Here is a 24,275-nt window from a genome sequence, read left to right on the forward strand (position 1 = left end):
TGGCAGGATCTGATGCAGGTGGCGCTGTCGATTCAGGCCGGCAAAATATCCTCGCCAATGCTGCTGCGTAAACTCGGCTCTTACAGTCGGCGCAACAAGCTCTACCATGCAGCGCAGGAGCTGGGATGTGTGATCCGGACCATTTTCCTGCTCAAATGGATTGGCAATCGTGAATTGCGCCAAGAAGTAACCGCCAATACCAACAAGATTGAGTCCTACAATGGTTTCTCGAAGTGGCTGTCCTTCGGTGGCGATGTCATCGCCGAGAATGATCCAGATGAGCAACAGAAGCGCTTGCGTTACAACGATATGATTGCCTCCTCGGTGATCTTGCAGAACACCGTCGACATGATGCGTATCCTGCACAAGCTCGCCCGTGATGGCTGGCAGTTTACTGATGACGATGTATCGTTTCTCAGTCCCTACCTGACCAGCAACGTCAAACGCTTTGGGGAATTCAACCTGAAACTCAAGCGCCCACCGGAACCGTGGATAAAGGATTCCATTTTCCAGCAGGCTGCGGGTTCAATGCGTGCGCAACAGATGCCCAATAGTAAAGTTGAGGAGGCGAACTGATGCACATCCCGCCGGCTTCGTTTCGAGTGACACCCTGTGGGGACGTCGATGCCAAGGTACTCGACTCTCTGCGTGCGAGCTACGACACCTCTCAATTGCTCAGCTTGGTCGACCGGCTGGATGCCTGCCTTGCTGAAATCGGAGGGGTCGGCAGCATTCGGGACGATTTCTTACGTCTGCATGCCATGGCCATGACGGTACTGGAAGGTTGCCCTCTCACCGTGGCTACCAGTGATGTCGACAGTATTTGGGGACAGGCGATGGCCCTTCAAGAGGATATTTCTGCGTTATGTTCATGCTTGCAGGTGGGTTCTAAATTCGTGGCTCCTTTAGCAGCACTTGCTCCTGGCTATCAGGACTAGACCATCAACGATGGCCACGGCCGTGCGGATGGACTGCCGGCAGGCAAAACAAACTGTCGATAGTTGGGCCAAGGGTGTCGTTAACTGGATGTTATGCATGAACCTTCCCTTGCAGCGCCTTGAAGTGCTTCATGGGCAGCCCCTGCAATGAAATTGCCCGAAATCATAGCAAGGGGGTCGCACAAGCAGTCAGAACCTAATGCAGAGTACCGTCAATCAAGTACGGGCGCATGTCTCCCAGCAGATACTCAGTTGTGCCTGAAGGCCAGCCATGCGCCTGCCAATGCAGCCAACCAGACCATGACGATGAGCACTGCGGCGACCTTATTCACTGGGCGCTTTACGTTATTTTTCTCCCACTCACTCGCTTTTAGCTGGCACTCCTCAAGTACCACGGGGGGCATTAGTCGAATCGCCAGCATAATGCCTAGTGGCAGAATTATTACGTCGTCCAAATAGCCCAGTACCGGGATGAAATCTGGGATGAGATCGATGGGGCTTAACGCATAGGCCACCACGAAAATAGAAATCCATTTTGGTAGCCAAGGTGTTTGAGGGTGCTGGTAGGAAAACCATAGCACCATGATCTGGCGTTTCAGGCTTTTAGCCCAACCACGTAGGCGATCAAGAGTGCCTTTCATAACAGGGCCTTTGGGGAAATCGTGGAAAAATTCACTATTCACTAATAGAACTCGTTGATGGACAGCATTGACTGAAGGCCCGTTTCGGTCAGGGGATCAGGGATAACCCTTCTGCATGACCACTGCGAGGGTTTCCATCGAAGACTACTTGGCAGAAGTTTCTTTGCTGCACTTAGGTTCCATGGTGAAGGTGTGGGGAACGCGAGCTTATACGGGGCTACAGAATTCGGAAAAAATCGTACGCTAAAACGTTGGGGGGCGATAGTCTTACGAAAGAGAGTTACCGTACGTCTAACAACAAAAAAATCTAATCGTTGCCCGATAAGTGGCTAAGCTTGTGGTGTAGTCCCAAGCCAACTTAGGGGCCGATGGCGCAGTCACAGCGTCAATCTCACGACGAAGGACATTTGGCTGACCGGTGTTGCAAAGTGGCGAAAATGATTTCAACTTTAGAACTCCGGCATATCATCGAACAAAGCTTCCTGCCCATCCGCTGTCAATGCGCGGTCGACTCCAATAAGTCATTGACTGTGCGCATTTATCAAAACACTTCAGGACGAGAAACACTGGTTGTGACAGGAATTTCTGTTAGCAAGCTCACAAATGGGCGAGACATCGCAGGTCTCATCTCTGAGCTTCGTTACGACCTCAAGAGCAGTAAACAGGTACCTTGGCATGATCATAACTAATCGCAGGAATCTATTTCTTCGGTTCCGGAGATACCCGAGTCTCTCCTCAATTTTTCCTGGCTGCTTCACGAAGAGTAAATGAACTGCTTGATTTGTGGTCAAGATGCTTGCTCACAACGTTCTTTTGGTGATTGGGAGCTTTATCTTCACATCCATTTCACCAGTCTTTCACTTCCCCTCACATAGACTCCCCATCCTTTTGCTCGCTCTAATAATCAGTATTTTTACATCCCTGCCATAGGAACAGCACGACAGTGAAATCAAGGTTAAATACACCCCTCAAAAATCGCTCGGACAACATTACCGTGATCGCAAAATATAAATATATTTTGATGGTGGTTGTTGCTGGACTCATCATCATAGCCACTTACTTCTTGATGAAGGGCGCTCCGCTCATAAATCTCGGGCAGGCTAATGCCATGCAGGTGGCCGACCTAAAGTCGCAATGGGCCAATGGCGAGGTGATTGCCTTGGTACGCCATGTGGAGCGCTGCGACCATTCGAAAGCCCCTTGCCTAGATAAAGCAGATGGGATTACCAGCCGGGGCCGAGATGCTGCTATTGAGTTGGGTAAAGAGTTTCAAAAGCTCGGCATAGAGAAAACAGACATCTACAGCAGCCCTCTCACTAGAACCGCGCAGAGTGCATTATTTATGTTTGGTCACGCAAGTGCAGAGCAGAATTGGTTAATCAACTGTAAAAACACCATGCTTCACGATGTACTTCAACAAAAAATGAAAGGTCGTAATTTGATTCTTGTCACGCATAGCGAATGTATGGTGCAACTCGAAAAAAGTATGAAACTGTCTACGTCGACTACGCTTGACTATGGCATCTCAATTTTCATATCCAAATCTGAAGCGGGCGGCGCACCGCTTGCTCTTGGCTTTATCGATGCTCAAAGTTGGCAATCTGTTTTTCCAAATTGAAGGTGGCCTGAGTACTTCACTATGATCAGCTAACCACCATTCTGAGATGGAGATGAAGCCTCCCATTTTTCTGCCGGGAATGACTATTGGCTCTTTCGCTAAATTGAAAAAAATAAAGTATTTTTTTGATTGCCATGCCGAACCTCATCAACCTGGGTCTCAGCCAATACCAATATTTTGAGAGAAATCATGCTACAAAAGCCAAACAGTTTTCGATCCGAATCAATCGTTTGTGCCGTGCTCGTATTCACGTTTATATTCCTTTCTGTAATGGTCATGAAAGGTAATACGGAAGTATTCGACCACGCTTTTTTAATGGCGCTGCGCGCTAACGGTAATCCGGCCGATCCAATTGGTCCCGCCTGGTTAGAGGAAATGGGAAGAGATGTCACGGCTCTTGGCAGTTATGCCTTTTTAGGATTTGTTTTTCTCTCGACTTTGGGCTACCTCTTTCTCTTACGCAAGCGGTCGACGGCAGTCCTATTAACTGTCTCGGTTGTAGGTGGTGCGATCCTGAGCACACTTTTCAAGCTAGGCATTGATCGAGTTCGACCTGATATTCCACACGCCGCAAGGGTGTTCACTGCGAGCTTTCCAAGTGGTCATGCAACGCTTTCAGCCGTTACGTTTCTGACACTTGGAGCCATTCTTGCCAGCGCACACAGCGAGAAACGTTTCAAAATTTACTTTGTCGCTCTTTCGATAACCCTCACTCTATTTGTTGGTTTGAGCCGACTGTACCTGGGTGTTCACTATCCCACCGATGTCTTGTCCGGATGGTGCCTGGGGGCCGCATGGGCGATTGTGTGCTGGTTAACGGCATCTTGGCATCAGCAGCGAAGGGTCATAGAGCAACCCAAAACACAATGCTCGGCCCGACCAATCAAAAAGCTATAACCCCGTTCCCCTGAAGCGAAAACTAGGGCCTCACCGGCACAGTTCCTCCCGTGCAAAAAGAAATTCAGGTGCTAGAGTTAGCGCAGGAGATGGCATTCCTCCTTTAACCGCCTTCCGGCTAATGATGCCTACGCATAAATCCCTTATGGGCGCGTAGGCTTTGTCTGTCTATCTGTCTATCTGTCTATCTGTCTATCTGTCTATCTGTCTATCTGTCTATCTGTCCATGACTATGATCAGGGCAGGTGATATGTTCGATTTCCCTCGCAGTATCCTTCTGATTGGTAAGTCTCAGCGCAGCCTGGGGCTTAGGTTTCGAGCCTTTTCTTTCAACCGCTTAATTCCAGATTATTCATCAAACATCTTTGCAGAAATCAAGCGGGCTAAAACTGAGCTGACAGTCCCTACCGTAGGTGAGCACCATGACTGAGATATGGGCTCAGGCGGCTTTATGGCTGGGGTTGGCGTTAGCCGCCACCTTGATGTCGATCTTCTTGAAGATAGCAACCGCACTATCAGAGATCGTGGTCGGGACCATCGCCCAGTTGATCATCGGTGCAATGCTCGGTGTTGCGATCCTTCAGGGCGATGCTAGCTGGATAAAGTTTCTCTCTGGTGCCGGGGCAATACTGCTGACATTTCTTGCCGGTGCAGAGCTTGATCCAGTGGTCTTTCGCAAGCAGTGGGAGCAAGCCCTAGCGATTGGGTTGGTCAGCTTCATGGTGCCCTTTCTAGGATGTGCTGCACTCGCATTCTGGGGGCTTGGCTGGAGCATTCAGGCAAGTTGGCTTGCAGGCATCGCGATGTCTACCACCTCGGTAGCGGTGGTGTATGCGGTGATGCTGGAACTCGGCATCAACACCAGCGAATATGGCAAAACCGTGCTCGCTGCTTGCTTCGTAACCGACTTGGCCACCGTGATAGCCCTTGGGCTGATCTTTGCCCCATTCACGGTAAGAACACTCGTATTTATTGCCGCATTGGTTGCTGCGGCCTTCTTGCTGCCATGGCTGACGCCAAAGTTTTTCCGGCGCTTTGGTGGCCGACCCTCTGAGCTGGAAGCAAAATTTCTGATCTTGTGCCTGTTTTCTCTGGGCGCGTTAGCAACCTGGGCTGACAGTGAGGCAGTGTTGCCCGCGTATCTGATTGGCATGGTCCTAGCCGGCACGGTAGGTAAAAACCATGCATTGATCCGTCGTTTGCGAACAATGACTTTCGGGTTACTAACGCCTTTCTATTTCATTCGTGCAGGTTCACTCGTTTCGCTCCCTGCATTGATTGCGACTCCTGCCGCCTTCCTCTTGCTATTGCTGGTCAAGATGGCGACCAAAATGATCGGTGCTTACCCCCTAACCCAAGCTTACGGCTCTCCCCGCCGGGAGGGCATGTACACGACATTGCTCATGTCCACCGGACTGACATTCGGCACCATCTCGGCATTGTTCGGCTTGTCGCATGATTTGATCGATAAGGGCCAGTACTCAGCACTGGTTGCCGCCGTTATCGGTAGTGCCGTTTTGCCAACCTTGATTGCCAATGCTTTTTTCCTCCCAAGACATCTCTTACCGACCAACCCCAACGTTGAGGAAAAAGAAGATAACGCCGATGTTCAAGAGCCTTGAACGCTGGGTACTGAACCGCTACGGGTAAGCGCCTGCGATCAAGCACCAACCGTGAAGCCGTTATGCCCACCTGTTACAGGTGGTAGGAGAACATCATGATCCAGCAAGTTCTCATTGCCTATGATGGTTCGGAGGCTGCCAAAAAGGCATTGAATTTTGCCAACGAACTGACCAGCCGTTTCAACGCCCGCTTGCACATTGTTGCCGTATGTCAGCCACCAGAATTCGGTGATGAGGTTGAAACGGAGGCGGTTGTTGAGCGATCAAGAGCACATTACCGCCATATGCTGAAGAGCCTCAAGCACCATCAACAGGCCAGCGAGCATCCTCCAGTTATACAAGTGGTCATCGGTCACCCAGCCGAACAAATAGTGCGCTATGCCGAAGCGAACGCTATTGATCACATCGTGGTTGGGCACCGTGGCCACTCCATTTTCGAACGCTGGCTACTGGGCTCGGTCGCAAGGCAGGTCATTGACCACGCGCCTTGTGCGGTCACCGTTATCCGGGGTTGATTTCAGAGTCTTAATCGTTTTGAAGGAGAAAAATATGTTATCGATTGATATTCCGGGCCGAGGCAAGCTGGAACTCAAACACTTGGTGTGCGATTACAACGGCACGCTGGCTTTCGATGGAACGCTGCTTGAGGGCGTGCAGGAGAAGCTCAAGGCGTTGTCTTCAAAGGTTTCCATCTGTGCTGACGGGTGACACATTCGGCACGGCACAAGAGCAACTCAGCTCTTTGGATATCAATTTGATGATTCTTCCCGTCAAGGACCAGAGCATCGCCAAGGAAGACTATTTACGCACCCTCGGCGCAGCCGGAGTCGTCGCCATTGGTAACGGCAGCAATGATCGTCACAGGTTAGCTATAGCTGCGCTGGGGATCGCAGTCATCGGGGGAGAAGGTGCCGCAATGAATACCCTGACAGCAGCAGATCTGGCAGTGCAAAGCGTCCAACTGGCTCTCGACCTGCTACTGGAACCGCGTCGCCTTATCGCGAGCCTCAGGACATGAGTTCGGGATAAGGCGGCGCGGTCTGAGCGAGCTAGCGAATGAAGGCTTGATGGCCTGCGTAGATCGCCGAGCCCCCCAGTGACTCTTCAATCCTCAGCAGTTGATTGTATTTTTCTACTCGTTCTCCACGGCAGGGGGCGCCTGTTTTCAGATGCCCGGTGCCAAGCGCAACGGTCAAATCGGCGATAAAACTGTCAACCGTTTCCCCGCTCCGGTGAGAGACCATCGCCCCCCAGTTGGCTTTATAGGCCAGCTCGACGGCAGCTCTGGTTTCAGTAAGACTGCCGATCTGATTGGGTTTGATCAGCACAGCGTTCGCGACCTTCTCGTTGATGCCGCGCTGTATACGCTCCACATTCGTGACAAACAGATCATCACCTACCAGCTCTATTCGCTCGCCCAAGGCGGCGTTCAGAAGTTTCCAGCCAGCCCAATCATCTTCAGCCAGACCATCTTCAAGTACTGCAATCGGGTATTGGTCGACCCAATCTGAATACAAGGCAACGAGTTCCTCCGCACCGACTTTTCGTCCCTCGGAATGCAGGTGGTAAAGGCCATCTTCATAAAAACCGCTTGAGGCCGGATCAATGGCTATTTCGATCTGATCCCCTGGGACATACCCGGCACCCTCGATGGCCTTGAGAATCAACTCCACCGCATCCACGTTTCGCTTAAGCGCCGGAGCGAAACCTCCCTCATCACCCACCAGCGTGGAATAACCTTTCTCTTTCAAGACCACCTTCAACTGGTGATAAACCTCAGCTCCCCAACGCAAGGCTTCGGCAAAGCTACTGGCACCGGTGGGAGCAATCATGAACTCCTGGAAGTCAGGCCCTTGCCAATTGGCGTGCACACCGCCATTGAGAATGTTGAACATCGGAACGGGCATACGTTTGGCATCTGCATCGCCCAGGTAACGAAACAAATGCTGCTCAGTGGCCGCTGCTGCTGCCCGCGCAACGGCCAGGCTGACACCAAGAATGGCATTGCCGCCCAGCCGAGATTTATTCGGCGTCCCATCCAGCTCGATCATCAAGCGATCTATTGCGGCCTGATCCAAAGCGTCCTTGCCTCGCAAAGCATTCGCCATCTCGGTATTCACAGAATGGACTGCGTTTCTTACGCCCTTGCCTTGATATCGTTTGCGGTCTTGATCACGTAGCTCCATTGCCTCGTGAACACCGGTGGACGCACCCGACGGTACAGAGGCGCGTCCTTGAGCCCCACCCGCAAGCAGGACATCGACCTCAATCGTTGGATTACCGCGTGAGTCCAGGATTTCTCTAGCGTGAATGGTTTGAATGGCAGTCTTCATACTCATCTCCAGCTTGCGATCAGGATTGGCTTGCTTGTGGTGGTGGGAATATCCAGTCGACGACCATGCTCGATTGCGAACGCGAGCGTTTGACGGTCCCAGGCCTGTTAAGGGGTCAAAAAATCTGGTTGTAGAGGTCTGTCCCGTAAGCGGTAGGTTGTGGCGCAGCTTCGATCAGCTTGAATGTCCTGCGCCCGTCTTCGACAACATGACGCTGCGGTCGAAGATCAAGACTTCAACTGTCAACACTGTCTGTGTTTTCAATCACCATTTTTCGCGGCTATGACCTTCTGAGACGGGCCAACGTCAAGGTTCCAGCTGCCATCAAGAGTGCAGCAACAGCAAAGGCAAATATTGGCGAAACAGCGGTCCAGAGTATGCCAACCGCCGTGCTAGAAATCAGCTTGGCTGTGCCATTGACAGTGCCCAGCGCGCCATAGCTCATGGCCAGCGTCTCACTGCTCACCATATCCGCCGTCACCGTCGACTCCAACGCCTCCTGCACCGCGACATACAAGCCAGCGACGAAAAAGATAACGGTCAAGATGACGATGCCGTCCAGGTTGATCGAGAATGCCAACACTGTAAGAACCGCAGTCAAAGCGCCCAACGCGTAACCCACCACCAACATGGGTAGCGAGCCGAAACGATCTGCCAGCATGCCGATTGGATAGGACACGGCGACCTGCACCACATTGCGCCAAACGTACAGAAGTCCGGCAACTTGTGCCGCTGGCACGATTCCCAATGATGGTGTGAGTAGTTGTGTCGCGGCAAGGATCAGCAGACTGTGGGAAAAGTCGCCGGTGCCAAAGACACCCACTGCACCCAGATAGCGCTTGAATCGGGTAGGCAATCCCCGTAGCGCTGCGAAAAACTTCAGCTCAGGATTTCGTGAGTGTTCAGGGTCCTTCACCAGGGTCAAGAAAGCGAGTACCGCAAGTGTTCCTGGAATCATGCTGAGCCAAAGCACAAAGCGAAATGGCCCTGCCGCATCCTCCCAGGGCAATGTCTGCGCCCAACCCAGTATCGCAACACCGAGTAAAGGGCCAATCACTGCACCGACCGTATCCATTGCCCGGTGAAAGCCGAAGGCACGCCCGCGTGTATCTGGTGTCACCGCCTGGATCACGATGGCATCGCGCAACGGGCCTCGTAATCCTTTGCCAAACCATGAAACCAAACGACCTACCAGGATCAGCGGCCAGCCCAAAGCCAGTGCCAGTAATATTTGCCCAATCGGGGTCAGTCCATAACCCACAAGCACCAATAGTTTACGGTGGCCCAGCTTGTCAGCGATGTAGCCTGAAATCATTTTGGTATAACTCGCCAGAGCATCGGCGACCCCTTCGATAATCCCCAGTGCAGCAGCAGGCACGCCCAACACAGCAAGAAACCCCGGCAGCATGACCGTCGTCGTTTCGTAGCAAAAATCCCCCAGAGCACTGGTCAGCCCTGCACCGACAACCGTCTTGTTTAACCATGGCGGCTTTGGGGATGTAACGATCTCTGCGGTCGACCCTTGAGCCTCAATCGATTTTTCGTCGAGCTTTGTCATTTTGGTGTCTCTGTAGTAAGGAGCTTTAGCCCCAGACATTGGGCAAGCGTTTAAAGAACCATTAGTCAAACTCGAAAGTTGCCAATACAGGATAGTGAGCAGAGGCCATGTCCGTCCCAGGATTGCGTACCAGTTTGGATGCGATCAAGGGGCTCGGTCTTCTTTTAGGAGATTTATTAACTGCACCACCATAATCCCCATTAAAGGCACCAACAGCACGCCGAGGATTAACTCCGGTAGCTCTCCAAGCGCTGAGGAATAGGTGCCGGTTGAAGTCATTTTCACTAACTGAGACAGCTTCTGTGAAAACAGCAAAATACCTACGCAATAGAGGCTCAAAGCCTGAAATTGTAAGCCTCGACGAGGTATCAGGCGGCGGGCCAGAAGACTCATGGCGATGCTAGCAATGAATAATCCTACGAGTCCTAGAAATGACGCGGTGCATAGCCACCCCACTAGAGAGCCAAAGGTGAGACTAGTCACGTAGATTTTCATGACCAGTCTCCGCTCAGATCAAACGCCCAAGCTTTTTGTAATGACGAACGTAGGACCATGTTATTCAAGATCGCCGCCCGCCAATTCGGTACCAGAAACACACGCCAGGGCATCACCTTTGACATTGGCTCTGCACGTATCCTCACTGAGCATCTGAGTCAAAACCAATGTCCCTTCCACAGAGTTGAGGTTGTACCAGCCAACCTTGACAATGTGTGGGCCTGCTCCCGCCAACCACAGCATGGCAAGCGACCACAGTGTAAGACCCGCCAAAAGCCGCGCATTCTCATGAAGCCAATCAGTCACAGTGGGGTCGGGGTGAAGGTAGCGAACGGTTAACATGGCATATCTCCTGATTTTACTTTATGGCTGCCCAAGCGGTAATTCGCACAGCAACAGCACTGCACGTACCTTTCGCAGTTCTTCTGCATGCTCATGCATGAAGGCGCGCAGCCGATCTTCTGTATCTAGCAACTCTAGGCACTGTGGATGGCGCATGGAGTTCACTTCGGGATGATGGAGCGACAACCGTTGCCCAGGAAGGTAACCAGCAGTGATATGGCGCAACATGGCCTGTTCGATATTGGCACCTCGGGCGATGGTCAGCAGGTGCTGTGCTAGCGCAGGCGCACTGAGGTAGTGCCAGAATCGCGTGACCTTTGCACGGCTCGCAGCAGGGAAGTACAGGTGCAGCGCGGTAATATGGTTTTTCGATGCTTTTATAGTCATTGTGCTTCGTCCAGGCCGGTGATTTCTTGTTCGGTTTTTGGAGGATTGTTCTTACGGAACTGCTTGATATCCGCTAGACGTAACTCTTCCGGCAGCGTGCGACGGTGCTTGCTGTGACCTAGTCGCTGTGCGTGGTAGATGCCGGTATGTCCGGAGAAGAGATAGCTCGCAATGCATGCGATAGCGGCGAGAGGGCCGATTTCAGGACCGAAGAGTTCCATAGCCATGACAATGGTCGCCAATGGCGTGTTAGCAGCCCCCGCGAACACCGCTACAAAACCAATACCCGCCAGCATTGGAAATGGCAGATGTAATAGCGGAGCCAAGGCATTCCCGAGCGTTGCGCCAATGTAGAAGAGAGGGGTCACTTCGCCGCCCTTGAAGCCAGTACCCAGTGACGTAACGGTAAACGCCAGCTTGCCGAGGAAGTCCCAGGGAGCCATGGGCACTTCGAAGGACTGAACAATGCTTGGAATGCCCAGACCAATGTATTGGTAGGCATCAAGCGCCCATACAGCAGTTGCAATGACGACTCCGCCGGCAAAAGGACGCAAAGGTGGGTAGCTGATCCAGCGTTTAACAAAAGCACTGAGCTTTTGCGTAGCAGTTGCGAATATCAGGCCGGTAAGCCCGAAGATAATACCGGCAGCCACCACCGCCATTACGCTCCAGAATGCTACCGGCACAACCTCGCCAATCACATAATGGGTGTGCTGCACTCGCCAAGCTTGACCTACCTGGTCCGCCACGATGGCGGCAACCACACACGGGAACAATGCGTCGTAACGCATCCGCCCAATCGCAAGCACCTCCAGTCCAAAGAGCGCACCCGCCAACGGAGTTCCAAACACCGAAGCGAAGCCAGCGCTGATGCCCGCCATCAGAATTATCCGGCGATCTTCCCGGCGCATACGGAATAGGTGCGTGAGCTGGTCTGCAAGCGCACCGCCCATCTGGACCGCTGTCCCCTCACGGCCGACGGAAGCACCGAACAAATGGGAAACCACCGTGCCACCCAATATCAGTGGCACCATGCGCAGAGGCACGACTTTCTTCGGGTCGTGGATTTCATCGATGATCAGATTGTTGCCAGCATCGACGGTTTTACCCATCAGGTGATACACGAGGCCGACGGCGAAACCTGCTATGGGAAGCAGCCAAATCGCCCAGCGATGGGTCTCGCGCCAGTTAGTCGCATGATCCAAAGCAAACAGAAAGAAAGCAGAAGCGGTACCAGCAAGGAAGGCAACAATACCCGCAAGGACAAGCCATTTGCCAATATAGGGCAGGAGTTCAAGTTGTTCAGGACGTCGGAATCGAGACATTTGGTCAGCCACACGAAAAAGTTGGGCCTGACCAAAACAAGGAATGTGAACGCGAACGCCTACAGACCTGGTCTATGATCAGGTGTCTGTAGGCATCATCAGCTGCGGCCGGCGCAGCGGTTCATGGAGGAATGCCATCTCCAGTGCGGCGGATCATACCCAGTAACAATTTCAAAGTAAAATGGCTTTGTTACCCAATCATTTCACCTCTGGTTGCCCTCGCAGATAGCATAAGCAGCCTCCAGCGGCATCAGGTGCGCTATTTCGGCACATAGGCTGCCACCGACTTGCGGATTTCTTCTCGCGCTTCATCAGCGCTGCCCCAACGGCCCATCTTCACCCACTTACCCGGCTCCAGAGCTTTGTAGTTTTCGAAAAAGTGCTGAATCTGAGCCAGCAGCAATGCAGGTAAATCACTGCACTCCTTCACGTCGCGATACAGAGAGCTGAGCTTGTCGTGGGGGACAGCAATGACCTTTGCGTCAGGACCGGCTTCATCGGTCATGTACATCACGCCAACCGGACGACTGCGAATTACCACGCCTGGAGACACGGGGTAAGGGGCGATCACCAGCACGTCCAGCGGATCACCATCCTCACTGAGCGTGTTTGGAATAAAGCCATAATTGGCGGGATAAAACATCGGGGTGCTAAGAAAACGGTCGACAAAAATCTGTCCGCTGGGCTTATCCACCTCATATTTGATTGGTGAGTGGTTCGCAGGAATCTCGATGACGGTAAAAAAGTCATCAGGAATCCCTTTGCCCGCTGGAATGTCGGCATAGCTCATATTCACATCTCCACTGTCTTCAAGGTAACTTGTTGGACTTGTCAGCCTTTTTGCCGATGGTGCCAATCTCAATAGGCGCTTTTATGTAGAACAAGGAAATGTCTTCTGCATTCAGGCGCTCGAACAAGCGAATGCATTCTTCATCGGTAATGGCCAAACGAATTTCGGTGGGTTGATCGGCCAGCTCAAAGAAGTGAGCTGAGTGAAGATGACCTGTATGCCCAAAGCCTTCAATGGCGGTTGAAAGTGTGGCCCCACGCAGCCCCATCTGTTTTGCCAAGTCGACGATCCAGTCGCCAAGCATTTTTCCATGATAGCGACGATTCTGCTGAGTGAAGAAAATCACCAGGAAGCCTTTCATGATCAATCTCCTTTAGCGTGTGCTAAACAGTTGAAATGAGACTAGCCCAGCGGCCGTCATCGCCAATGAGCCTATGATATGGAGCGATATGGCTCCAATTGCCCAGATACCCCGGCCTTCTTGAATCAACTCGACGGTTTCTGCTGAGAACGTAGAAAAAGTGGTGAGACCGCCGCAAAAGCCGGTGATGATCAGCAGCCGCCATTCGGGGCTGAGCGACGGTGTTGCAGCCAGAAAAGCGATGGCGAGACCAATGATGTAGCCCCCGATCATGTTGGCGATCAGGGTTCCCGGTGGAACAGTTGGAAACAGAGCGTTGAGCTTGATACCCAGCAGCCAACGTAACCAAGCCCCGAGTGATGCACCAATGGCTATGACCAATAATGATTTCAGCATAGCTACCAGCCTCCTCGTAGTGTGGATAGGCGAGAAGTTGCTGACAAAAGGATGAGCAGGCAAGGGACGAGCGGAGAATGAAGAATCACGATGCTGTCCTTAATGGAAGGACAGGAGACATACCTACGCACCCTGTCCAGGGTTCACGTAGGCATCATCAGCACGAAGGCGGTTAGAGGAGGAATGCCATCTCCTTTAATCATCCTATAGCAGGGTCGCTAGAAGTTACAAGGTACTAAAGGACTTGAACTGACGTGCTTAACCATCAGCACTTAATTTTCGAAAAAACGCCATGCAATGTCGCGAAACTCGTGGGTAACGCCATAGCAATCAAAGCTGTCAGCAACATGTTCCAATGGCCATGTTCAGGGCTGGCCACCCTTGGCCCTGAACTCCGAAAGTTGACTGGCGAGCACCGCATTGTCTTGCAGGAGGAATTGCTTCTCTGTAACCAACTTGGTCAATTGGGTTTCAACCTGGGTTAAGCGTTCCACCAGCAGGCTTCGCTCCCGCTCGATCACCGCCAGGTTCGTCTGCGCTTCAGCTAAAGACTGCGTGTCCTGACCATGGCGCTGTTCCAGCTCCTGATGCGTCTGTTTCAATTCGGTGAGTTGAAGTATCAAGTGCTCCTGTGCGCTTCGGTTCTGGGTGAGTGCCTCTTGGGTTGTCAGCAGGGTACTTTGTAAATGCTCATTGCCCTGTGTCAGCTGTTGTTCCTGAGCCTTCAGTTCCCCCAGGCGAGTCTGCTGGTCGAGCAAGCGTTGGCGGGCCAAAGTCAGTTCGTGTTCCAGGCGGTGCAGTCGTTGTTCAGCGCTTTGGCGCTCGTCACCGCGTTGTTGCGCGACCGACGCCTGATAATGCTCGAACTGAACCTGCGCTTGTTGCAGTTGTTGGGTCAGTGCGGTCATCTCGGTGACGCGGTCAGCCAGACGTTGTTCGAACCCGCTTTTTTCACTGCCTAGGCTGGCTAGGGCAATCTCCTGACGCTGCACGGTGTCAGCCAGCCCTTGGCTGCGCGTAGCCGCAGCGGCCAGCGCCTGGGTCTGCTGCTCCTGAATGGTGAGTAAGGCGTCATGCTCGACGAGCACTTGCTGCAACTGCTCCTGCAACGCAGCGGTGGCTACCTGATGCAGCTGCTCAGCCAGCTCGCATTGCACAGCGGATTCGGCCTGGACTTTTTCATACACGCCCTTCAGGGCCAGCACCAATTCGGCAGGAAGACCGAGATCGGCCTGGACCAGTGTGTTGGGGTGTGCAGCTTTCCAGCGTTTCAACAAGGGTGCAATCGTGCTTTTGCTGCCGGTCCCGCCCAAGGCGGCCCGGATGCTGTCGATCGTGGGGTTGTGGCCTTCGGCCGCGAGGCGGGCCGCCGCATTGGCGACATGCACGTAGAGGACACCTGAACGGGCCATGGACACCTCTGATTTTTTCGTACCGTATTATGGGAAACGTAATACATCGATTTAAGTACAGAATAGAACACCACGAAAAAACTGCTTTCTCACTCACGATAAGGGTGTTTATCGTGGGTTACACGCTCATGTTCGACATTCGCTTCTATAATCCGCAGTACACACGGCCTGAATGGGCGTTTCTGTATGACTGCCAGCAATAACGACGAAAACCTCCCAACCATACTGCTCCACGAACCAGCAGCGCAGGCGCGTACCCACGGTACGCTTGCCACGCCCGAGAAGTTGGCCGAGCAACACCAACGTTTTCTAGCGGCGGCCACCTCCGACAACACCCGTCGTACCTACCGCTCGGCCATCCGTCACTTTCAGGCCTGGGGCGGCGTACTGCCGTGCGACGAAGCGGTGGTGATTCGCTACCTGCTGTCCTTCGCGGACGTGCTGAACCCACGGACCTTGGCTTTGCGCCTGACCGCGCTGTCGCAATGGCACCGCTATCAGGGCTTTCACGACCCGGCCGCCAGCGCCACCGTACGCAAGACCTTGCGCGGTATCGAGCGGGTCAATGGGCGTCCTCGACATAAAGCCAAGGCCCTGCTGCTGGGAGATCTCGAACTCATCGTGGCGCACCTGGACACACTGGAAGAACTCGCCGCGCTACGTGACAACGCGCTGCTACAGTTGGGCTATTTTGGAGCGTTCCGCCGCAGTGAGCTGGTCACGTTGGAGGTTCAATATTTGCAGTGGGAGCGGGAAGGTCTACGGATCACGCTGCCGCGCTCCAAAACCGATCAAGAGGGTGAGGGACTGGAGCGAGTGATCCCCTATGGCGACAACCTCTGTTGCCCAACGAAGGCGTTACGACGCTGGTTGGATGCCGCCCAGATTGAGCAAGGCCCGCTATTCCGGCGTATCAGCCGTTGGGGCGACGTCGGCGGCGTGGCGCTGCACGAAGGGAGCGTCAATACCATCCTAGGGGCTCGTGCTGAAGCAGCAGGACTGTTGTCTGTGCCGGAGATGAGCAGCCACAGCCTTCGCCGAGGCTTGGCCACCAGCGCTTACCGTGCCGGGGCGGACTTTCTGGAGATCAAGCGCCAAGGTGGCTGGCGGCACGATGGCACCGTACACGGCTATATCGAGGAGGCTAGAGCCTTCGAGGAGAATGCGGCTGGCTCGTTACTGCGGCGCAAGCCATAGCTAGACACGGGATGACAACCCTTTGGACATGGGCTTAAGCCGCAAATTTAATAAATAAAAAATAACGCAATTACAAGCGCTTACAGAACAAATGTCCTAAATTTCCTTTATCTCGGCACAACCCCTCCAGCGGCCAACGATGAAAACAGCTAGAAAAAAGGAATTCACATGAGTTTTTCTGAACATGCACATAGCTCTGTTGGTGAACATATCGCTAATCAGGTGGCGAACGCTGTGGTTCACAGTTCGACCAATCATGTGGTCGGCGCGCTGATGCGCGGCCAAGGCTTGCTGATGATTGTGGTCATCGCCGTTGCCCTCGTTGGCGGAGTTTGGTTTTTTAAAAGCAGGGCTCGAAGCAAGAAATTCGAGGTTGAATAGGCACCCGACGCTTCTGATGGGAAAAAAGAGCATGACGACAGAAACGAATGTCAGCGAGCAGATCAAACGGGCCGAAAAACACGCCAACGAGCAGCTGAGCTATGGCGGGATTTTCCCCGGCACCGGGCCTTTCGGGAGCACGTTGGAATATCGCTACCAGGACGGCGATTTGGTAGACGAAATCGGCCAGATGCGACGCCTTGCGGATGCGCTGAACAGCCTAGCTGATGCGCTTGAATCCGAAGCCGAGTAGTTCAAGGAAAAGTCGTCCAGGTACACCGCAAGCCCCGCCATCAAACGCGGGGCCGAGGACGTAGAAAGACAGCCGTTCTGAGAGGAACTCTTGCTATGCCGACAGAGCTAACCCCCGAAGATCGCCGCGCCAAAGTGCTGGCCGATCTACAAGAAGCAATCAACGACAAGGACGCCTTGCTGCGCAACCCCGAAGCGCATACCGGGCCTCTGACCGAGCAGGTCAAGGCCGCGTATCGGCAAGGCGTGATTGATGCCGACGACCAACGCGAATATCTGGAGTGGATCGACAGCGCACAGGCGTGGGCCGTTGAAGAATTGCTAACCCGCGAACTGAATCAATAGGAAAGGTTGCTGCACCTACAAGCCCGCTCTGTGCGGGCCTTTGCTGTACCAGGGCGCGGCGTTCGCGTTCGATGATCGAGGGAATGAGCAAATGTCGTTGAACGTTTTTTGGGATAACTCCAACATCTGGCTTGTTGGGAAAAACTATTGCAGCCTCAAAGAGCCTGGCCACGAGCGTGAGTTTCGAGTTCATTTTAAGAAATTGCTGATGAATGTTGTCGACGGTCGGCAAATGGAATTTGCGTTTGTTGGGGGATCGCTACCACCGAACAATGACGTGTTATGGAGCTATTTTGACAACCTTGGAGTAAAGGTCGAGGTACAAGAACGAGGGGCTATCGGAGGCGGAGAGGTAGCGGTCGATCAAGCTATACAATACTCCATGCTGAAACGCCTGATTGACTCAGACGCACCTGGAACAATCCTGCTTTTGACGGGCGACGGCAATGGTCATTTGGATGGCGAAGGCTTCATTCCGGCACTGAAAAGAGCCGTGAAAATGGGCTGGAATATTGAGGTGGCCAGTTGGGATTTGGGCTGCAATCGGCACCTTCGTCAATACGCCGAGGAACATGGTGTGTATCGATCTTTGGAGCCTTCATACGAGCATATTACTTTCCTCGCGGGTGGTCGGAACGCTCTCTAGATAGATAGGAAAATCGCCCAAGTACACCGCAAGCCCTGCCGTCAAACGCGGGGCAAAGTAAGTAGAAGGACGCCCAACCTTGCGTCCGCAAAAAAAGATAAGGAATTCCAATGACGTCATTGAGTGAGCTGGATTTAACGATGGAAGCAGCATCGGCTTTAGCCGACGCGCTGGATTTGAATGCAAAGCCTTGCCCTACATCGCGTATCCGGTTCATTACGTGGATTCTGGGCCGTTTTGAAGACGCTGAATCTTTGCTTAAAGCCGCTCAAGGCTTACCTGAACTGCCTTCTGAGCTTCGCTTGGACTATGACGCCTGGGTCACCCAGGGTTGTAAAACGCAAAGTGTAGATCTAGACAAATAGCCACGGAAAATCGCTGCACACCACCGGCCCTTGAGCGAACGGCGCCGCTGCAGCTTTTCAGTACTTCACCTTGTACGTCGGTGAATCCTCCGGCCGCTGACCCCGCCGATCGTACAGGCGCGTGGTGCTGATATTGGCATGCCCCAACCACACCTGGACCTTGGCGATATCCGCGTCATGCTCCAGGGCATTGGTCGCGGCCGTCGCCCTGAGCCCGTGCACGCCGAGGCCGTCGACCTGAATGCCCGCCGCCTTAGCCCAGTGCGCCACCACCGTGTAGATGCCGTTCGCGGTGATGCCGGCACCGGTGGTGCGGCCACGGATTGAGCGGAACAGCGGGCCATTGCCGGGATCGCGTTGATTGTCCCGCTCTAAATACGCATGGATGCGCTCGGCCGCAACCGGGTGCAACGGCAAATAGCGGGTCTTGCCGCCCTTCCCTTTCACCTGCAGGTGTTTGATGCCTCGGCGGTCCTGCAGGTCGCCGGTCATCAAATGCGCGGCCTCTTCGCGGCGCAGTCCGTGGTACAGCAGCACCGCGAGAATCGCCCGGTCGCGTAGCCCTTTCAGCGTGTTTGCATCTGGCGCGTCGAGCAATGCCTTGGCTTGGTGGTCTCCGAGTGCTGGGGTCTTGCCTTCATTGGTTTCGATCTTGGGCCGTTTGACCCCGTGCACGGGATTACCACCGGCGACGGCATTGTTTTCCAGCAGGTGATCGAACAGGCTGGCCAGCGCCGCCAGTTTGCGCCGGATCGTGGCTCCCGCCAGGCCCCGGGTTTCCAACTGCGCGCGCCAGGCCAGGACGTGTGCCCGGGTGACGGCGCGAAATTCATCAGCGCCGGTGATCCCAACGAAACTGCAGAAGTCCGACAGGTCAATTTGATAGGCGCGGCGGGTGCGCGGGTTGTCGATATTAGCGAACCACTCCGCCGCCGCTGGAACGCTGGCCAGCTGCTGGAATTCGGCGGCGGTCAGGCGCCGCTCACTGGCGCCGGTGGTGATCAGATCGCTCATCGAATCCCCGGCCCGGCCGGGCGCCCGGGAGCTTTTTCAGATTCGACCCAGGCCCAGTATTCGCGAACCGAGCGCTCAACTTCCGATTCGGGTACCAAATGCTGCCAGCGCAGTTTTTCTTCTTCGTGGTCAGCCGTACGGATATCGCGCTTGATTTCAACGCCGGCAGCGGCAAACCGCTTGCGCGCCTTACTCCAGAAGCCCACGGCGGTTCCCACTTCATGCAGAGGTACCAAGGGCACCTGGTGATCGCACCACAGTCGCCAGAGTGTGGCCGTCGCCAGGCCACTACGCCAGTAGTCGCCCTCAATAGTCAGGTCGTAGATGTACACCCGGTCGTTGAGCGGATTGATGCTGAAATCAACCTTTCCCATGCGCTGGCCGTTGACCTCGATGCCGGCGATAAACTCGGTACCGGGAAAAGCGAAACAGCCGCGAGTGGATTCCTCCTGCTCTTTAATCAAGTGGACACCCGCAGCACTTTCATTCATTTTTTTTGCCGCCCGTCTATGGAAAAAATCCCGCATCGGCTCAAAAAGCGACATAAGCCCTATCTTACTGAAAATTGGTGATAACGTATTTTATCACCAATTAACGAAGCTGCCGGCATTCGGCCTGCTTTTGTCGTTTAGTGACTGGAGTTGTAGACTTGTTCACGGTTTGATCAACGTTGGGTTAATTATTACGGAGGTATCTAGGATGTTTGGCCACTCACCTAAATCTGTCACTCTGGGTTGACCAATGAAGGTCTGTTGTGAAGGGTAACCTCGGCCAGAGCAGCAGACCAAGGTGAATATGAATTGTTGGGCTGATCGAGGCGCTGCGTGACGACATGTCGACTCCCAAGGCACGTTACAGCCAACAGGGTTTAAGCTTGGGCTTCCAATACTGTTGATCGAACGGTACAGAAGTTTTCGGGACAGGCAGTTTCATAGTCTATCCGTAACCCACTTAAGCCCTCCCCTAACGACGATACGTCACCTGTATATCGCTTACGCTAAGCGATGACCTCTCTAAGATACCTAACGATCCCCCCCCTTGGTAGCATTAGATATCATATGATACTGACGGATATCTATTTCGGCCGTCTTATAAGATACCTTTTAGATATCTCCAGATACCACTTGATATTGCGGGATATCTGCGTAAGATAGATATCGGTAGCTACCTTACGCTATCTTAAGATATCTGGAGTTATCCAAAAATGCCTACCATTCCATTCATCAGTCCAAAAGGTGGTGTAGGTAAAACCACTTCAGCCCTTGCTCTGTCAACACAGCTAGCTGCTAGAGGCGTCGCTGTTACAGTCATTGATGCTGACCCCAACTATCCAATAGCTAAGTGGGCAGCCGGAGGAAACTGCCCGTCTAATTTACGGGTCATCTCGGGGGTTACTGAGAACAATATTGCCAGCAAGATCCGGGAAGCGGCCATGACTGACCCGTTTGTGATAATCGATCTGGAAGGCACAGCAGCTAAAATCGTAGTTTTAGCGCTGCAGGAAGCTGACTTTGTAGTTGTACCGATGCAAGGATCATTGTTAGACGCTGAGCAGGCAGGGAGGGCGGTTTCATTGATCCATGATCAAGAGCTGGCAATGAGAAGGCACGTTCCTGGTTACAAGCTGCCATATTCAATTTTGCTAACTCGTACGCCTCCTGCGTATCAGACCCGGACCATGGCAAATCTGCGTAGGAGCCTTTCAGAGAAGCAAATACCGGTTTTCGAAACTGTGATGACCGAACGAGAGGCATTCAAAGCGATGTTTTCTTTCCAGCAGCCGCTGGAGACATTGAACCCGGCGGAAGTACCAGGCATCAATAAAGCCGTAATCAACGCGTCCGCTTTTGCCGCCGAGCTTGTTTCAAAACTGCAGCCATCCGGGGAAGTTGAATAATGACTGAGAAACCGGTTGATCCATTCGCGAATCTCAACCTAGGTAATTTCCAACCCAAAACGGAATCCCAAAGGCCAGCGGATAAAGAAGTTATCGAAAAGATATCCAAAGATAACAATTTCCCGTCGCGTGAGGCACCAGCACCAAAACCGGCTAAGCGTTCCAGATTTAACGCGAGTGAGCCGAGAACACAGTTCAACATAAAAGTGACCGAAGAATGTAAGGAGCGGTTTTATTCAATGGCTGAGCGTAGGGGAATTAAGACACTTGGCGATTTAATGGATCTTGCACTGGATGCACTTGAAGCAGCAGATCGGCTAGAGCGTAAGGGGTTGTGAGCCCCAAAGGCTCTATACGATCGTGTAATCCACGCAAAAAGCCTAGGCATAAGATTGCATCAATGACTCATAGAAAACGTTCCTGGCGCGATTGTAGAAGGTCGCTAAAAGCTCAACTTCATAAAAGGCCCGCCAAACGGGCCTTTTACTTGTAAATGCAGCCCCGCCGCAAACGGGTTTTGGTATGACTACAAAAGTACATTCATGTCCTGGGGTCTCGGTGATCCTAATGACAGTTGATACGCCACAGCTGATCCAGCCGGGTTGTGTAGCTCTGGCTCAACAGGTTACGACGCATCCCCCATTCCGGGGTGGCAGGCACGCTGGCCACGCGCAGCGTGCCTCGGCCCCACTTGCCGTTGATCGCATCGAGCACAGACATCACTTTGGTAGCTTCACCTGATTGGGACGGAGCAAACAGGTTCTCGGTGAATTCACCTGGCTGGCACAGGCTCAGCAGCATGACTTCGGCCTTGCTGTACTTGAAACCTGGGCGAAATACGCGCTCAACCGCAATTGTCGCCGCCTGGGTCAGCACGCGAATGTCGTCAGTAGGGTAGGGCAGGTCTACCACGACGCCGTTGGCGTACTGCGCTTCCTCGGCGTTGAACATCCCGGTGCGGATGCTGACCCGAATCTTCTTGCATAACGAATGCTGGGCGCGGAGCTTTTCCGACGCCCGCATCATGTAGGTGGCCACCGCCTCTTTGATCGCCGGCAGTTCCTGGAGGCGTCTGCCAAACATACGACTGCAACAGATTTCCTGTTTTGGCGGATCTGGCTCATCCAGCTCCAAGCAGGAGGTGCCTGCCAATTCCCGGGAGGTTTTTTCGATGACAACGCTGAATTTCTTGCGAAGCGTCCAAGGATCGGCTTTGGCCAAATCCATGGCCGTCTTAATGCCCATTTCGTCAAGGTGCGCTTTCATTCGTCGGCCTACCCCCCAAACCTCCGCTACATCAGTGTTGCGCAGCACCCAATCAAGTTTGAAGGGCTCGCAGATGTCTACGACGCCTCCGGTTTGCGCCTGCAATCGCTTGGCGGTGTGGTTGGCCAGCTTGGCAAGGGTCTTAGTCCGCGCGATTCCGACACCGACCGGAATCCCTGTGCTGCGCAGTACCTGATAGCGAATTTGTCGGCCCAAGGCTTCCGGCCTTGATACGCCGCTCAAATCTGCAAACGCTTCATCAATGCTGTAGACCTCGACGGCCGGTACTAGAGATTCAATCACGCTCATGACGCGCTGGCTCATGTCGCCATACAGCGCATAGTTTGATGAGAATGCCACGATGCCCAGCTGCTGCAGTTTGTCTTTGATTTGGAAGTAGGGCTCCCCCATTTTCACGAATGGCTTGGCATCGTAGCTGCGCGCAATTACGCAGCCGTCGTTGTTGGACAGCACCACCACCGGTACTTTGGCTAGGTCCGGTCGAAATACGCGCTCACAGCTGGCATAGAAAGCATTGCAGTCGACCAGCCCAAAAACCGGACTTTTAGACATGACTGCGCACTGTGCTGGTGACAATGCCCCAAATGGTCAATTCATCACCTTCAAGGATGTAGCGAGGTGGGTATTTTGGATTTTCCGAGAGCAGGATGACTTCACGGCCGCGCACGCACAGGCGCTTGCACAATGGTTCATTATTGAGCAAGGCCACCACAACATGGCCGTGTGCCGGCTCAATCGAGCGATCCACCACCGCCAAATCGCCGTCAAAAATCCCTGCGCCCTGCATGCTGTCCCCGCTGATCGAGGCGAGGTAGACATGAGGCGCACGAATGTTCAGCACTTCATCCAGAGAGATTTGTTGCTCGATATGATCGGCCGCCGGCGACGGGAATCCGGCCGGTATCTTGAATAAACAAAAGGGCACCAGCGCACCGCCTTCGACAAGCGGACCCTGCAGGGAAAAGCTCATAACACACGACTTCCTATTACTGTACAAACATACAGTTAACTTTGCTCTGTGCCTGTGGTCAATTTTATGTGCACTCAACAGACCGGCGGATAGCCGAGATGCCAAAGGCAAAAGCCGTATTACGACGGAGAATCAAGGGATGTGCAGCCACTACGAAGCACCGACGCAAAGCCAGCTCGCCCTGACGTTCGGCATCGAATTTAATGAGCAAGGCAAGCTCGACCTTTGGCCGGGTTATTTTGGCCCTTTCATCCGGAGGTCTGGACACACAGATCCACAGGATGAGGCCAGTCCGATTCTGGAAATGCTACTTGGCTCGTTCGGGCTCATTCCGGGCTGGAGCAAAGATGCGAAAATTGCGCGACGTACATATAACGCCAGGTCGGAAACAGTCGCGGAGAAACCCTCATATAAGAATGCATGGCGAAGAGCTCAGCACTGCATTATCCCAGCGGCGGCCATCTATGAACCGGATTGGCGGACGGGTACGGCCATTGCAACTCGAATCACCCGGTCAGACTCAGAACTTATGGGGATCGCTGGTATTTGGGAGCGTTGGCACAGCGCTTCAGGCGAAATCGTTCACAGTTACTCAATGCTCACCGTCAACGCGGACAATCACGCATTCATGCGCAATTACCACAAGCCCAGCGATGAAAAACGCATGGTTGTGATCCTACCTAAGGGACTTTACAACGATTGGTTGAATGCTCCAGCCAGCGCGAGCGCCGATTTTATGCAGAAGTACCCTGCGGATCGTCTGGCAGTTACTCAGCGTGCGTGATGAGAATCAAACGATTGTGTTC

General features: G+C 53.4%; 33 protein-coding genes and 3 riboswitches. Of the genes, 18 read left to right on the forward strand and 15 right to left on the reverse strand.

Translation table 11 applies throughout. From position 1 onward, the window contains the following. Both QN378_RS19770 and tnpC read left to right on the forward strand, forming a co-directional pair. A partial coding sequence (locus tag QN378_RS19770) for a Tn3 family transposase (protein ID WP_323567452.1) occupies positions 1-576 on the forward strand: 576 nt, incomplete at its 5' end. Further along, on the forward strand, positions 576-938 hold the full coding sequence (gene tnpC, locus QN378_RS19775; RefSeq protein WP_323551147.1) for a Tn3 family transposase post-transcriptional regulator TnpC: 363 nt from the start codon (positions 576-578) through the stop codon (positions 936-938). The genes QN378_RS19770 and tnpC, both read left to right, overlap by 1 nt. A 248-nt stretch (positions 939-1,186) precedes the next feature. Here the strand turns inward: tnpC and QN378_RS19780 are convergent, their stop codons facing one another. After that, positions 1,187-1,579 (reverse strand): YkvA family protein, encoded by a 393-nt coding sequence (locus QN378_RS19780; protein WP_323551141.1) that lies wholly within the window; start codon positions 1,577-1,579, stop codon positions 1,187-1,189. A gap of 437 nt (positions 1,580-2,016) precedes the next feature. Between QN378_RS19780 and QN378_RS19785 the strand changes: the two genes are divergently transcribed. The 7 genes from QN378_RS19785 to QN378_RS19815 all read left to right on the forward strand — a co-directional run bounded on the left by QN378_RS19785 (position 2,017) and on the right by QN378_RS19815 (position 6,734). Then, positions 2,017-2,268, forward strand: a complete 252-nt coding sequence (locus QN378_RS19785; RefSeq protein ID WP_323570711.1) for a DUF1652 domain-containing protein — start codon at positions 2,017-2,019, stop codon at positions 2,266-2,268. Positions 2,269-2,522: 254 nt separating this feature from the next. After that, positions 2,523-3,197 (forward strand): histidine phosphatase family protein, encoded by a 675-nt coding sequence (locus QN378_RS19790; RefSeq protein ID WP_323551139.1) that lies wholly within the window; start codon positions 2,523-2,525, stop codon positions 3,195-3,197. 276 nt (positions 3,198-3,473) lie between these two features. Beyond that, the gene (locus tag QN378_RS19795; RefSeq protein ID WP_323567451.1) at positions 3,474-4,094 is read left to right on the forward strand and encodes a phosphatase PAP2 family protein; all 621 of its coding nucleotides are present in this window, start codon (positions 3,474-3,476) and stop codon (positions 4,092-4,094) included. Between the two features lie 76 nt (positions 4,095-4,170). After that, a riboswitch (Fluoride riboswitch) is annotated at positions 4,171-4,232 on the forward strand. 284 nt (positions 4,233-4,516) lie between these two features. After that, entirely contained in the window at positions 4,517-5,716 is a 1,200-nt protein-coding gene (locus QN378_RS19800; protein WP_323567450.1) for a cation:proton antiporter, read from the forward strand. A gap of 95 nt (positions 5,717-5,811) precedes the next feature. Continuing rightward, positions 5,812-6,231 (forward strand): universal stress protein, encoded by a 420-nt coding sequence (locus QN378_RS19805; protein WP_323551108.1) that lies wholly within the window; start codon positions 5,812-5,814, stop codon positions 6,229-6,231. Between the two features lie 34 nt (positions 6,232-6,265). Beyond that, positions 6,266-6,424 carry a hypothetical protein gene (locus QN378_RS19810; RefSeq protein WP_323551107.1) on the forward strand — a complete coding sequence of 53 codons (159 nt, stop codon included), beginning with the start codon at positions 6,266-6,268 and terminating at the stop codon, positions 6,422-6,424. After that, positions 6,411-6,734, forward strand: a complete 324-nt coding sequence (locus QN378_RS19815; RefSeq protein ID WP_323551106.1) for a hypothetical protein — start codon at positions 6,411-6,413, stop codon at positions 6,732-6,734. The genes QN378_RS19810 and QN378_RS19815 overlap by 14 nt, the downstream gene beginning before the upstream one ends. A 31-nt stretch (positions 6,735-6,765) precedes the next feature. On the opposite strand, the gene eno is transcribed toward QN378_RS19815, so the two are convergent. The 10 genes from eno to QN378_RS19865 all read right to left on the reverse strand — a co-directional run bounded on the left by eno (position 6,766) and on the right by QN378_RS19865 (position 15,115). Continuing rightward, complete coding sequence (eno, locus tag QN378_RS19820; protein WP_323551105.1) at positions 6,766-8,049, reverse strand: phosphopyruvate hydratase; 1,284 nt, start codon at positions 8,047-8,049, stop codon at positions 6,766-6,768. 280 nt (positions 8,050-8,329) lie between these two features. Beyond that, positions 8,330-9,607 (reverse strand): MFS transporter, encoded by a 1,278-nt coding sequence (locus tag QN378_RS19825; RefSeq protein ID WP_323551104.1) that lies wholly within the window; start codon positions 9,605-9,607, stop codon positions 8,330-8,332. Positions 9,608-9,751: 144 nt separating this feature from the next. Continuing rightward, entirely contained in the window at positions 9,752-10,102 is a 351-nt protein-coding gene (locus QN378_RS19830; protein ID WP_323551103.1) for a hypothetical protein, read from the reverse strand. Between the two features lie 60 nt (positions 10,103-10,162). After that, positions 10,163-10,444, reverse strand: a complete 282-nt coding sequence (locus QN378_RS19835; RefSeq protein ID WP_323551102.1) for a hypothetical protein — start codon at positions 10,442-10,444, stop codon at positions 10,163-10,165. 21 nt (positions 10,445-10,465) lie between these two features. Then, a complete protein-coding gene (locus QN378_RS19840) occupies positions 10,466-10,831 on the reverse strand; it encodes a hypothetical protein (RefSeq protein WP_323567449.1) in 366 nt (121 codons plus the stop codon). Next, positions 10,828-12,156 (reverse strand): voltage-gated chloride channel family protein, encoded by a 1,329-nt coding sequence (locus QN378_RS19845; RefSeq protein ID WP_323567448.1) that lies wholly within the window; start codon positions 12,154-12,156, stop codon positions 10,828-10,830. Before QN378_RS19845 ends, QN378_RS19840 begins: the two co-directional genes overlap by 4 nt. Positions 12,157-12,238: 82 nt before the next feature. Beyond that, positions 12,239-12,307, reverse strand: a riboswitch (Fluoride riboswitch). A gap of 108 nt (positions 12,308-12,415) precedes the next feature. Continuing rightward, positions 12,416-12,946: an inorganic diphosphatase gene (gene ppa, locus QN378_RS19850; RefSeq protein WP_323551169.1), complete on the reverse strand. Its 531-nt coding sequence runs from the start codon at positions 12,944-12,946 to the stop codon at positions 12,416-12,418. 19 nt (positions 12,947-12,965) lie between these two features. Then, positions 12,966-13,307 carry a DUF190 domain-containing protein gene (locus QN378_RS19855; RefSeq protein WP_323551168.1) on the reverse strand — a complete coding sequence of 114 codons (342 nt, stop codon included), beginning with the start codon at positions 13,305-13,307 and terminating at the stop codon, positions 12,966-12,968. A gap of 12 nt (positions 13,308-13,319) precedes the next feature. Next, complete coding sequence (crcB, locus tag QN378_RS19860; RefSeq protein WP_323551177.1) at positions 13,320-13,703, reverse strand: fluoride efflux transporter CrcB; 384 nt, start codon at positions 13,701-13,703, stop codon at positions 13,320-13,322. 141 nt (positions 13,704-13,844) lie between these two features. Then, positions 13,845-13,906: riboswitch (Fluoride riboswitch) on the reverse strand. Between the two features lie 162 nt (positions 13,907-14,068). Then, entirely contained in the window at positions 14,069-15,115 is a 1,047-nt protein-coding gene (locus QN378_RS19865) for a DNA-binding protein (RefSeq protein WP_323551092.1), read from the reverse strand. A 186-nt stretch (positions 15,116-15,301) separates the two neighbouring features. Here QN378_RS19865 and QN378_RS19870 point away from each other — a divergent pair, with 186 nt between their 5' ends. The 6 genes from QN378_RS19870 to QN378_RS19895 all read left to right on the forward strand — a co-directional run bounded on the left by QN378_RS19870 (position 15,302) and on the right by QN378_RS19895 (position 18,301). Further along, positions 15,302-16,312 carry a tyrosine-type recombinase/integrase gene (locus QN378_RS19870; RefSeq protein WP_323551093.1) on the forward strand — a complete coding sequence of 337 codons (1,011 nt, stop codon included), beginning with the start codon at positions 15,302-15,304 and terminating at the stop codon, positions 16,310-16,312. Between the two features lie 168 nt (positions 16,313-16,480). Further along, positions 16,481-16,693 carry a hypothetical protein gene (locus QN378_RS19875; protein WP_322207077.1) on the forward strand — a complete coding sequence of 71 codons (213 nt, stop codon included), beginning with the start codon at positions 16,481-16,483 and terminating at the stop codon, positions 16,691-16,693. A 31-nt stretch (positions 16,694-16,724) separates the two neighbouring features. Further along, positions 16,725-16,946 (forward strand): hypothetical protein, encoded by a 222-nt coding sequence (locus tag QN378_RS19880; protein WP_322207076.1) that lies wholly within the window; start codon positions 16,725-16,727, stop codon positions 16,944-16,946. 95 nt (positions 16,947-17,041) lie between these two features. Next, the gene (locus QN378_RS19885; RefSeq protein WP_323551094.1) at positions 17,042-17,290 is read left to right on the forward strand and encodes a hypothetical protein; all 249 of its coding nucleotides are present in this window, start codon (positions 17,042-17,044) and stop codon (positions 17,288-17,290) included. 91 nt (positions 17,291-17,381) lie between these two features. Continuing rightward, on the forward strand, positions 17,382-17,936 hold the full coding sequence (locus QN378_RS19890; protein WP_323551095.1) for an NYN domain-containing protein: 555 nt from the start codon (positions 17,382-17,384) through the stop codon (positions 17,934-17,936). A gap of 110 nt (positions 17,937-18,046) precedes the next feature. Then, positions 18,047-18,301 carry a hypothetical protein gene (locus tag QN378_RS19895; protein ID WP_323551096.1) on the forward strand — a complete coding sequence of 85 codons (255 nt, stop codon included), beginning with the start codon at positions 18,047-18,049 and terminating at the stop codon, positions 18,299-18,301. 57 nt (positions 18,302-18,358) lie between these two features. Here QN378_RS19895 and QN378_RS19900 read toward each other — a convergent pair whose 3' ends face one another. Continuing rightward, complete coding sequence (locus QN378_RS19900) at positions 18,359-19,315, reverse strand: tyrosine-type recombinase/integrase (protein ID WP_323551097.1); 957 nt, start codon at positions 19,313-19,315, stop codon at positions 18,359-18,361. Continuing rightward, positions 19,312-19,806 (reverse strand): N-acetyltransferase, encoded by a 495-nt coding sequence (locus tag QN378_RS19905; protein WP_323551098.1) that lies wholly within the window; start codon positions 19,804-19,806, stop codon positions 19,312-19,314. The genes QN378_RS19900 and QN378_RS19905 overlap by 4 nt, the downstream gene beginning before the upstream one ends. 713 nt (positions 19,807-20,519) lie before the next feature. Here QN378_RS19905 and QN378_RS19910 point away from each other — a divergent pair. Beyond that, positions 20,520-21,212: a ParA family protein gene (locus QN378_RS19910; RefSeq protein ID WP_322207066.1), complete on the forward strand. Its 693-nt coding sequence runs from the start codon at positions 20,520-20,522 to the stop codon at positions 21,210-21,212. Beyond that, a complete protein-coding gene (locus QN378_RS19915; RefSeq protein ID WP_322207065.1) occupies positions 21,212-21,550 on the forward strand; it encodes a stability/partitioning determinant in 339 nt (112 codons plus the stop codon). The genes QN378_RS19910 and QN378_RS19915 overlap by 1 nt, the downstream gene beginning before the upstream one ends. Before the next feature lie 226 nt (positions 21,551-21,776). On the opposite strand, the gene umuC is transcribed toward QN378_RS19915, so the two are convergent. After that, entirely contained in the window at positions 21,777-23,051 is a 1,275-nt protein-coding gene (gene umuC, locus QN378_RS19920) for a translesion error-prone DNA polymerase V subunit UmuC (RefSeq protein WP_323551070.1), read from the reverse strand. Further along, the gene (locus QN378_RS19925) at positions 23,044-23,469 is read right to left on the reverse strand and encodes a S24 family peptidase (protein WP_323551071.1); all 426 of its coding nucleotides are present in this window, start codon (positions 23,467-23,469) and stop codon (positions 23,044-23,046) included. Before QN378_RS19925 ends, umuC begins: the two co-directional genes overlap by 8 nt. Before the next feature lie 139 nt (positions 23,470-23,608). On the opposite strand from QN378_RS19925, the gene QN378_RS19930 reads away from it, so the two are divergent. After that, positions 23,609-24,253: an SOS response-associated peptidase gene (locus QN378_RS19930; protein ID WP_323551072.1), complete on the forward strand. Its 645-nt coding sequence runs from the start codon at positions 23,609-23,611 to the stop codon at positions 24,251-24,253. The last annotated feature ends 22 nt before the right edge of the window (positions 24,254-24,275 follow it).

This window comes from Pseudomonas sp. 10S5, from assembly GCF_035019745.1.
Lineage (GTDB): Bacteria > Pseudomonadota > Gammaproteobacteria > Pseudomonadales > Pseudomonadaceae > Aquipseudomonas.

What these genes read in the sequence shown, in the direction of transcription:
- tnpC (WP_323551147.1), top strand. Translation starts at nt 576, where the DNA reads ATGCACATCCCGCCGGCTTCGTTTCGAGTGACACCCTGTGGGGACGTC.
- QN378_RS19780 (WP_323551141.1), bottom strand. Translation starts at nt 1,579, where the DNA reads ATGAAAGGCACTCTTGATCGCCTACGTGGTTGGGCTAAAAGCCTGAAA.
- QN378_RS19785 (WP_323570711.1), top strand. Translation starts at nt 2,017, where the DNA reads ATGATTTCAACTTTAGAACTCCGGCATATCATCGAACAAAGCTTCCTG.
- QN378_RS19795 (WP_323567451.1), top strand. Translation starts at nt 3,474, where the DNA reads ATGAAAGGTAATACGGAAGTATTCGACCACGCTTTTTTAATGGCGCTG.
- QN378_RS19800 (WP_323567450.1), top strand. Translation starts at nt 4,517, where the DNA reads ATGACTGAGATATGGGCTCAGGCGGCTTTATGGCTGGGGTTGGCGTTA.
- QN378_RS19805 (WP_323551108.1), top strand. Translation starts at nt 5,812, where the DNA reads ATGATCCAGCAAGTTCTCATTGCCTATGATGGTTCGGAGGCTGCCAAA.
- QN378_RS19810 (WP_323551107.1), top strand. Translation starts at nt 6,266, where the DNA reads ATGTTATCGATTGATATTCCGGGCCGAGGCAAGCTGGAACTCAAACAC.
- eno (WP_323551105.1), bottom strand. Translation starts at nt 8,049, where the DNA reads ATGAAGACTGCCATTCAAACCATTCACGCTAGAGAAATCCTGGACTCA.
- QN378_RS19825 (WP_323551104.1), bottom strand. Translation starts at nt 9,607, where the DNA reads ATGACAAAGCTCGACGAAAAATCGATTGAGGCTCAAGGGTCGACCGCA.
- QN378_RS19830 (WP_323551103.1), bottom strand. Translation starts at nt 10,102, where the DNA reads ATGAAAATCTACGTGACTAGTCTCACCTTTGGCTCTCTAGTGGGGTGG.
- QN378_RS19835 (WP_323551102.1), bottom strand. Translation starts at nt 10,444, where the DNA reads ATGTTAACCGTTCGCTACCTTCACCCCGACCCCACTGTGACTGATTGG.
- QN378_RS19840 (WP_323567449.1), bottom strand. Translation starts at nt 10,831, where the DNA reads ATGACTATAAAAGCATCGAAAAACCATATTACCGCGCTGCACCTGTAC.
- QN378_RS19845 (WP_323567448.1), bottom strand. Translation starts at nt 12,156, where the DNA reads ATGTCTCGATTCCGACGTCCTGAACAACTTGAACTCCTGCCCTATATT.
- ppa (WP_323551169.1), bottom strand. Translation starts at nt 12,946, where the DNA reads ATGAGCTATGCCGACATTCCAGCGGGCAAAGGGATTCCTGATGACTTT.
- QN378_RS19855 (WP_323551168.1), bottom strand. Translation starts at nt 13,307, where the DNA reads ATGAAAGGCTTCCTGGTGATTTTCTTCACTCAGCAGAATCGTCGCTAT.
- crcB (WP_323551177.1), bottom strand. Translation starts at nt 13,703, where the DNA reads ATGCTGAAATCATTATTGGTCATAGCCATTGGTGCATCACTCGGGGCT.
- QN378_RS19865 (WP_323551092.1), bottom strand. Translation starts at nt 15,115, where the DNA reads ATGGCCCGTTCAGGTGTCCTCTACGTGCATGTCGCCAATGCGGCGGCC.
- QN378_RS19870 (WP_323551093.1), top strand. Translation starts at nt 15,302, where the DNA reads ATGACTGCCAGCAATAACGACGAAAACCTCCCAACCATACTGCTCCAC.
- QN378_RS19875 (WP_322207077.1), top strand. Translation starts at nt 16,481, where the DNA reads ATGAGTTTTTCTGAACATGCACATAGCTCTGTTGGTGAACATATCGCT.
- QN378_RS19880 (WP_322207076.1), top strand. Translation starts at nt 16,725, where the DNA reads ATGACGACAGAAACGAATGTCAGCGAGCAGATCAAACGGGCCGAAAAA.
- QN378_RS19885 (WP_323551094.1), top strand. Translation starts at nt 17,042, where the DNA reads ATGCCGACAGAGCTAACCCCCGAAGATCGCCGCGCCAAAGTGCTGGCC.
- QN378_RS19890 (WP_323551095.1), top strand. Translation starts at nt 17,382, where the DNA reads ATGTCGTTGAACGTTTTTTGGGATAACTCCAACATCTGGCTTGTTGGG.
- QN378_RS19895 (WP_323551096.1), top strand. Translation starts at nt 18,047, where the DNA reads ATGACGTCATTGAGTGAGCTGGATTTAACGATGGAAGCAGCATCGGCT.
- QN378_RS19900 (WP_323551097.1), bottom strand. Translation starts at nt 19,315, where the DNA reads ATGAGCGATCTGATCACCACCGGCGCCAGTGAGCGGCGCCTGACCGCC.
- QN378_RS19905 (WP_323551098.1), bottom strand. Translation starts at nt 19,806, where the DNA reads ATGAATGAAAGTGCTGCGGGTGTCCACTTGATTAAAGAGCAGGAGGAA.
- QN378_RS19910 (WP_322207066.1), top strand. Translation starts at nt 20,520, where the DNA reads ATGCCTACCATTCCATTCATCAGTCCAAAAGGTGGTGTAGGTAAAACC.
- QN378_RS19915 (WP_322207065.1), top strand. Translation starts at nt 21,212, where the DNA reads ATGACTGAGAAACCGGTTGATCCATTCGCGAATCTCAACCTAGGTAAT.
- umuC (WP_323551070.1), bottom strand. Translation starts at nt 23,051, where the DNA reads ATGTCTAAAAGTCCGGTTTTTGGGCTGGTCGACTGCAATGCTTTCTAT.
- QN378_RS19925 (WP_323551071.1), bottom strand. Translation starts at nt 23,469, where the DNA reads ATGAGCTTTTCCCTGCAGGGTCCGCTTGTCGAAGGCGGTGCGCTGGTG.
- QN378_RS19930 (WP_323551072.1), top strand. Translation starts at nt 23,609, where the DNA reads ATGTGCAGCCACTACGAAGCACCGACGCAAAGCCAGCTCGCCCTGACG.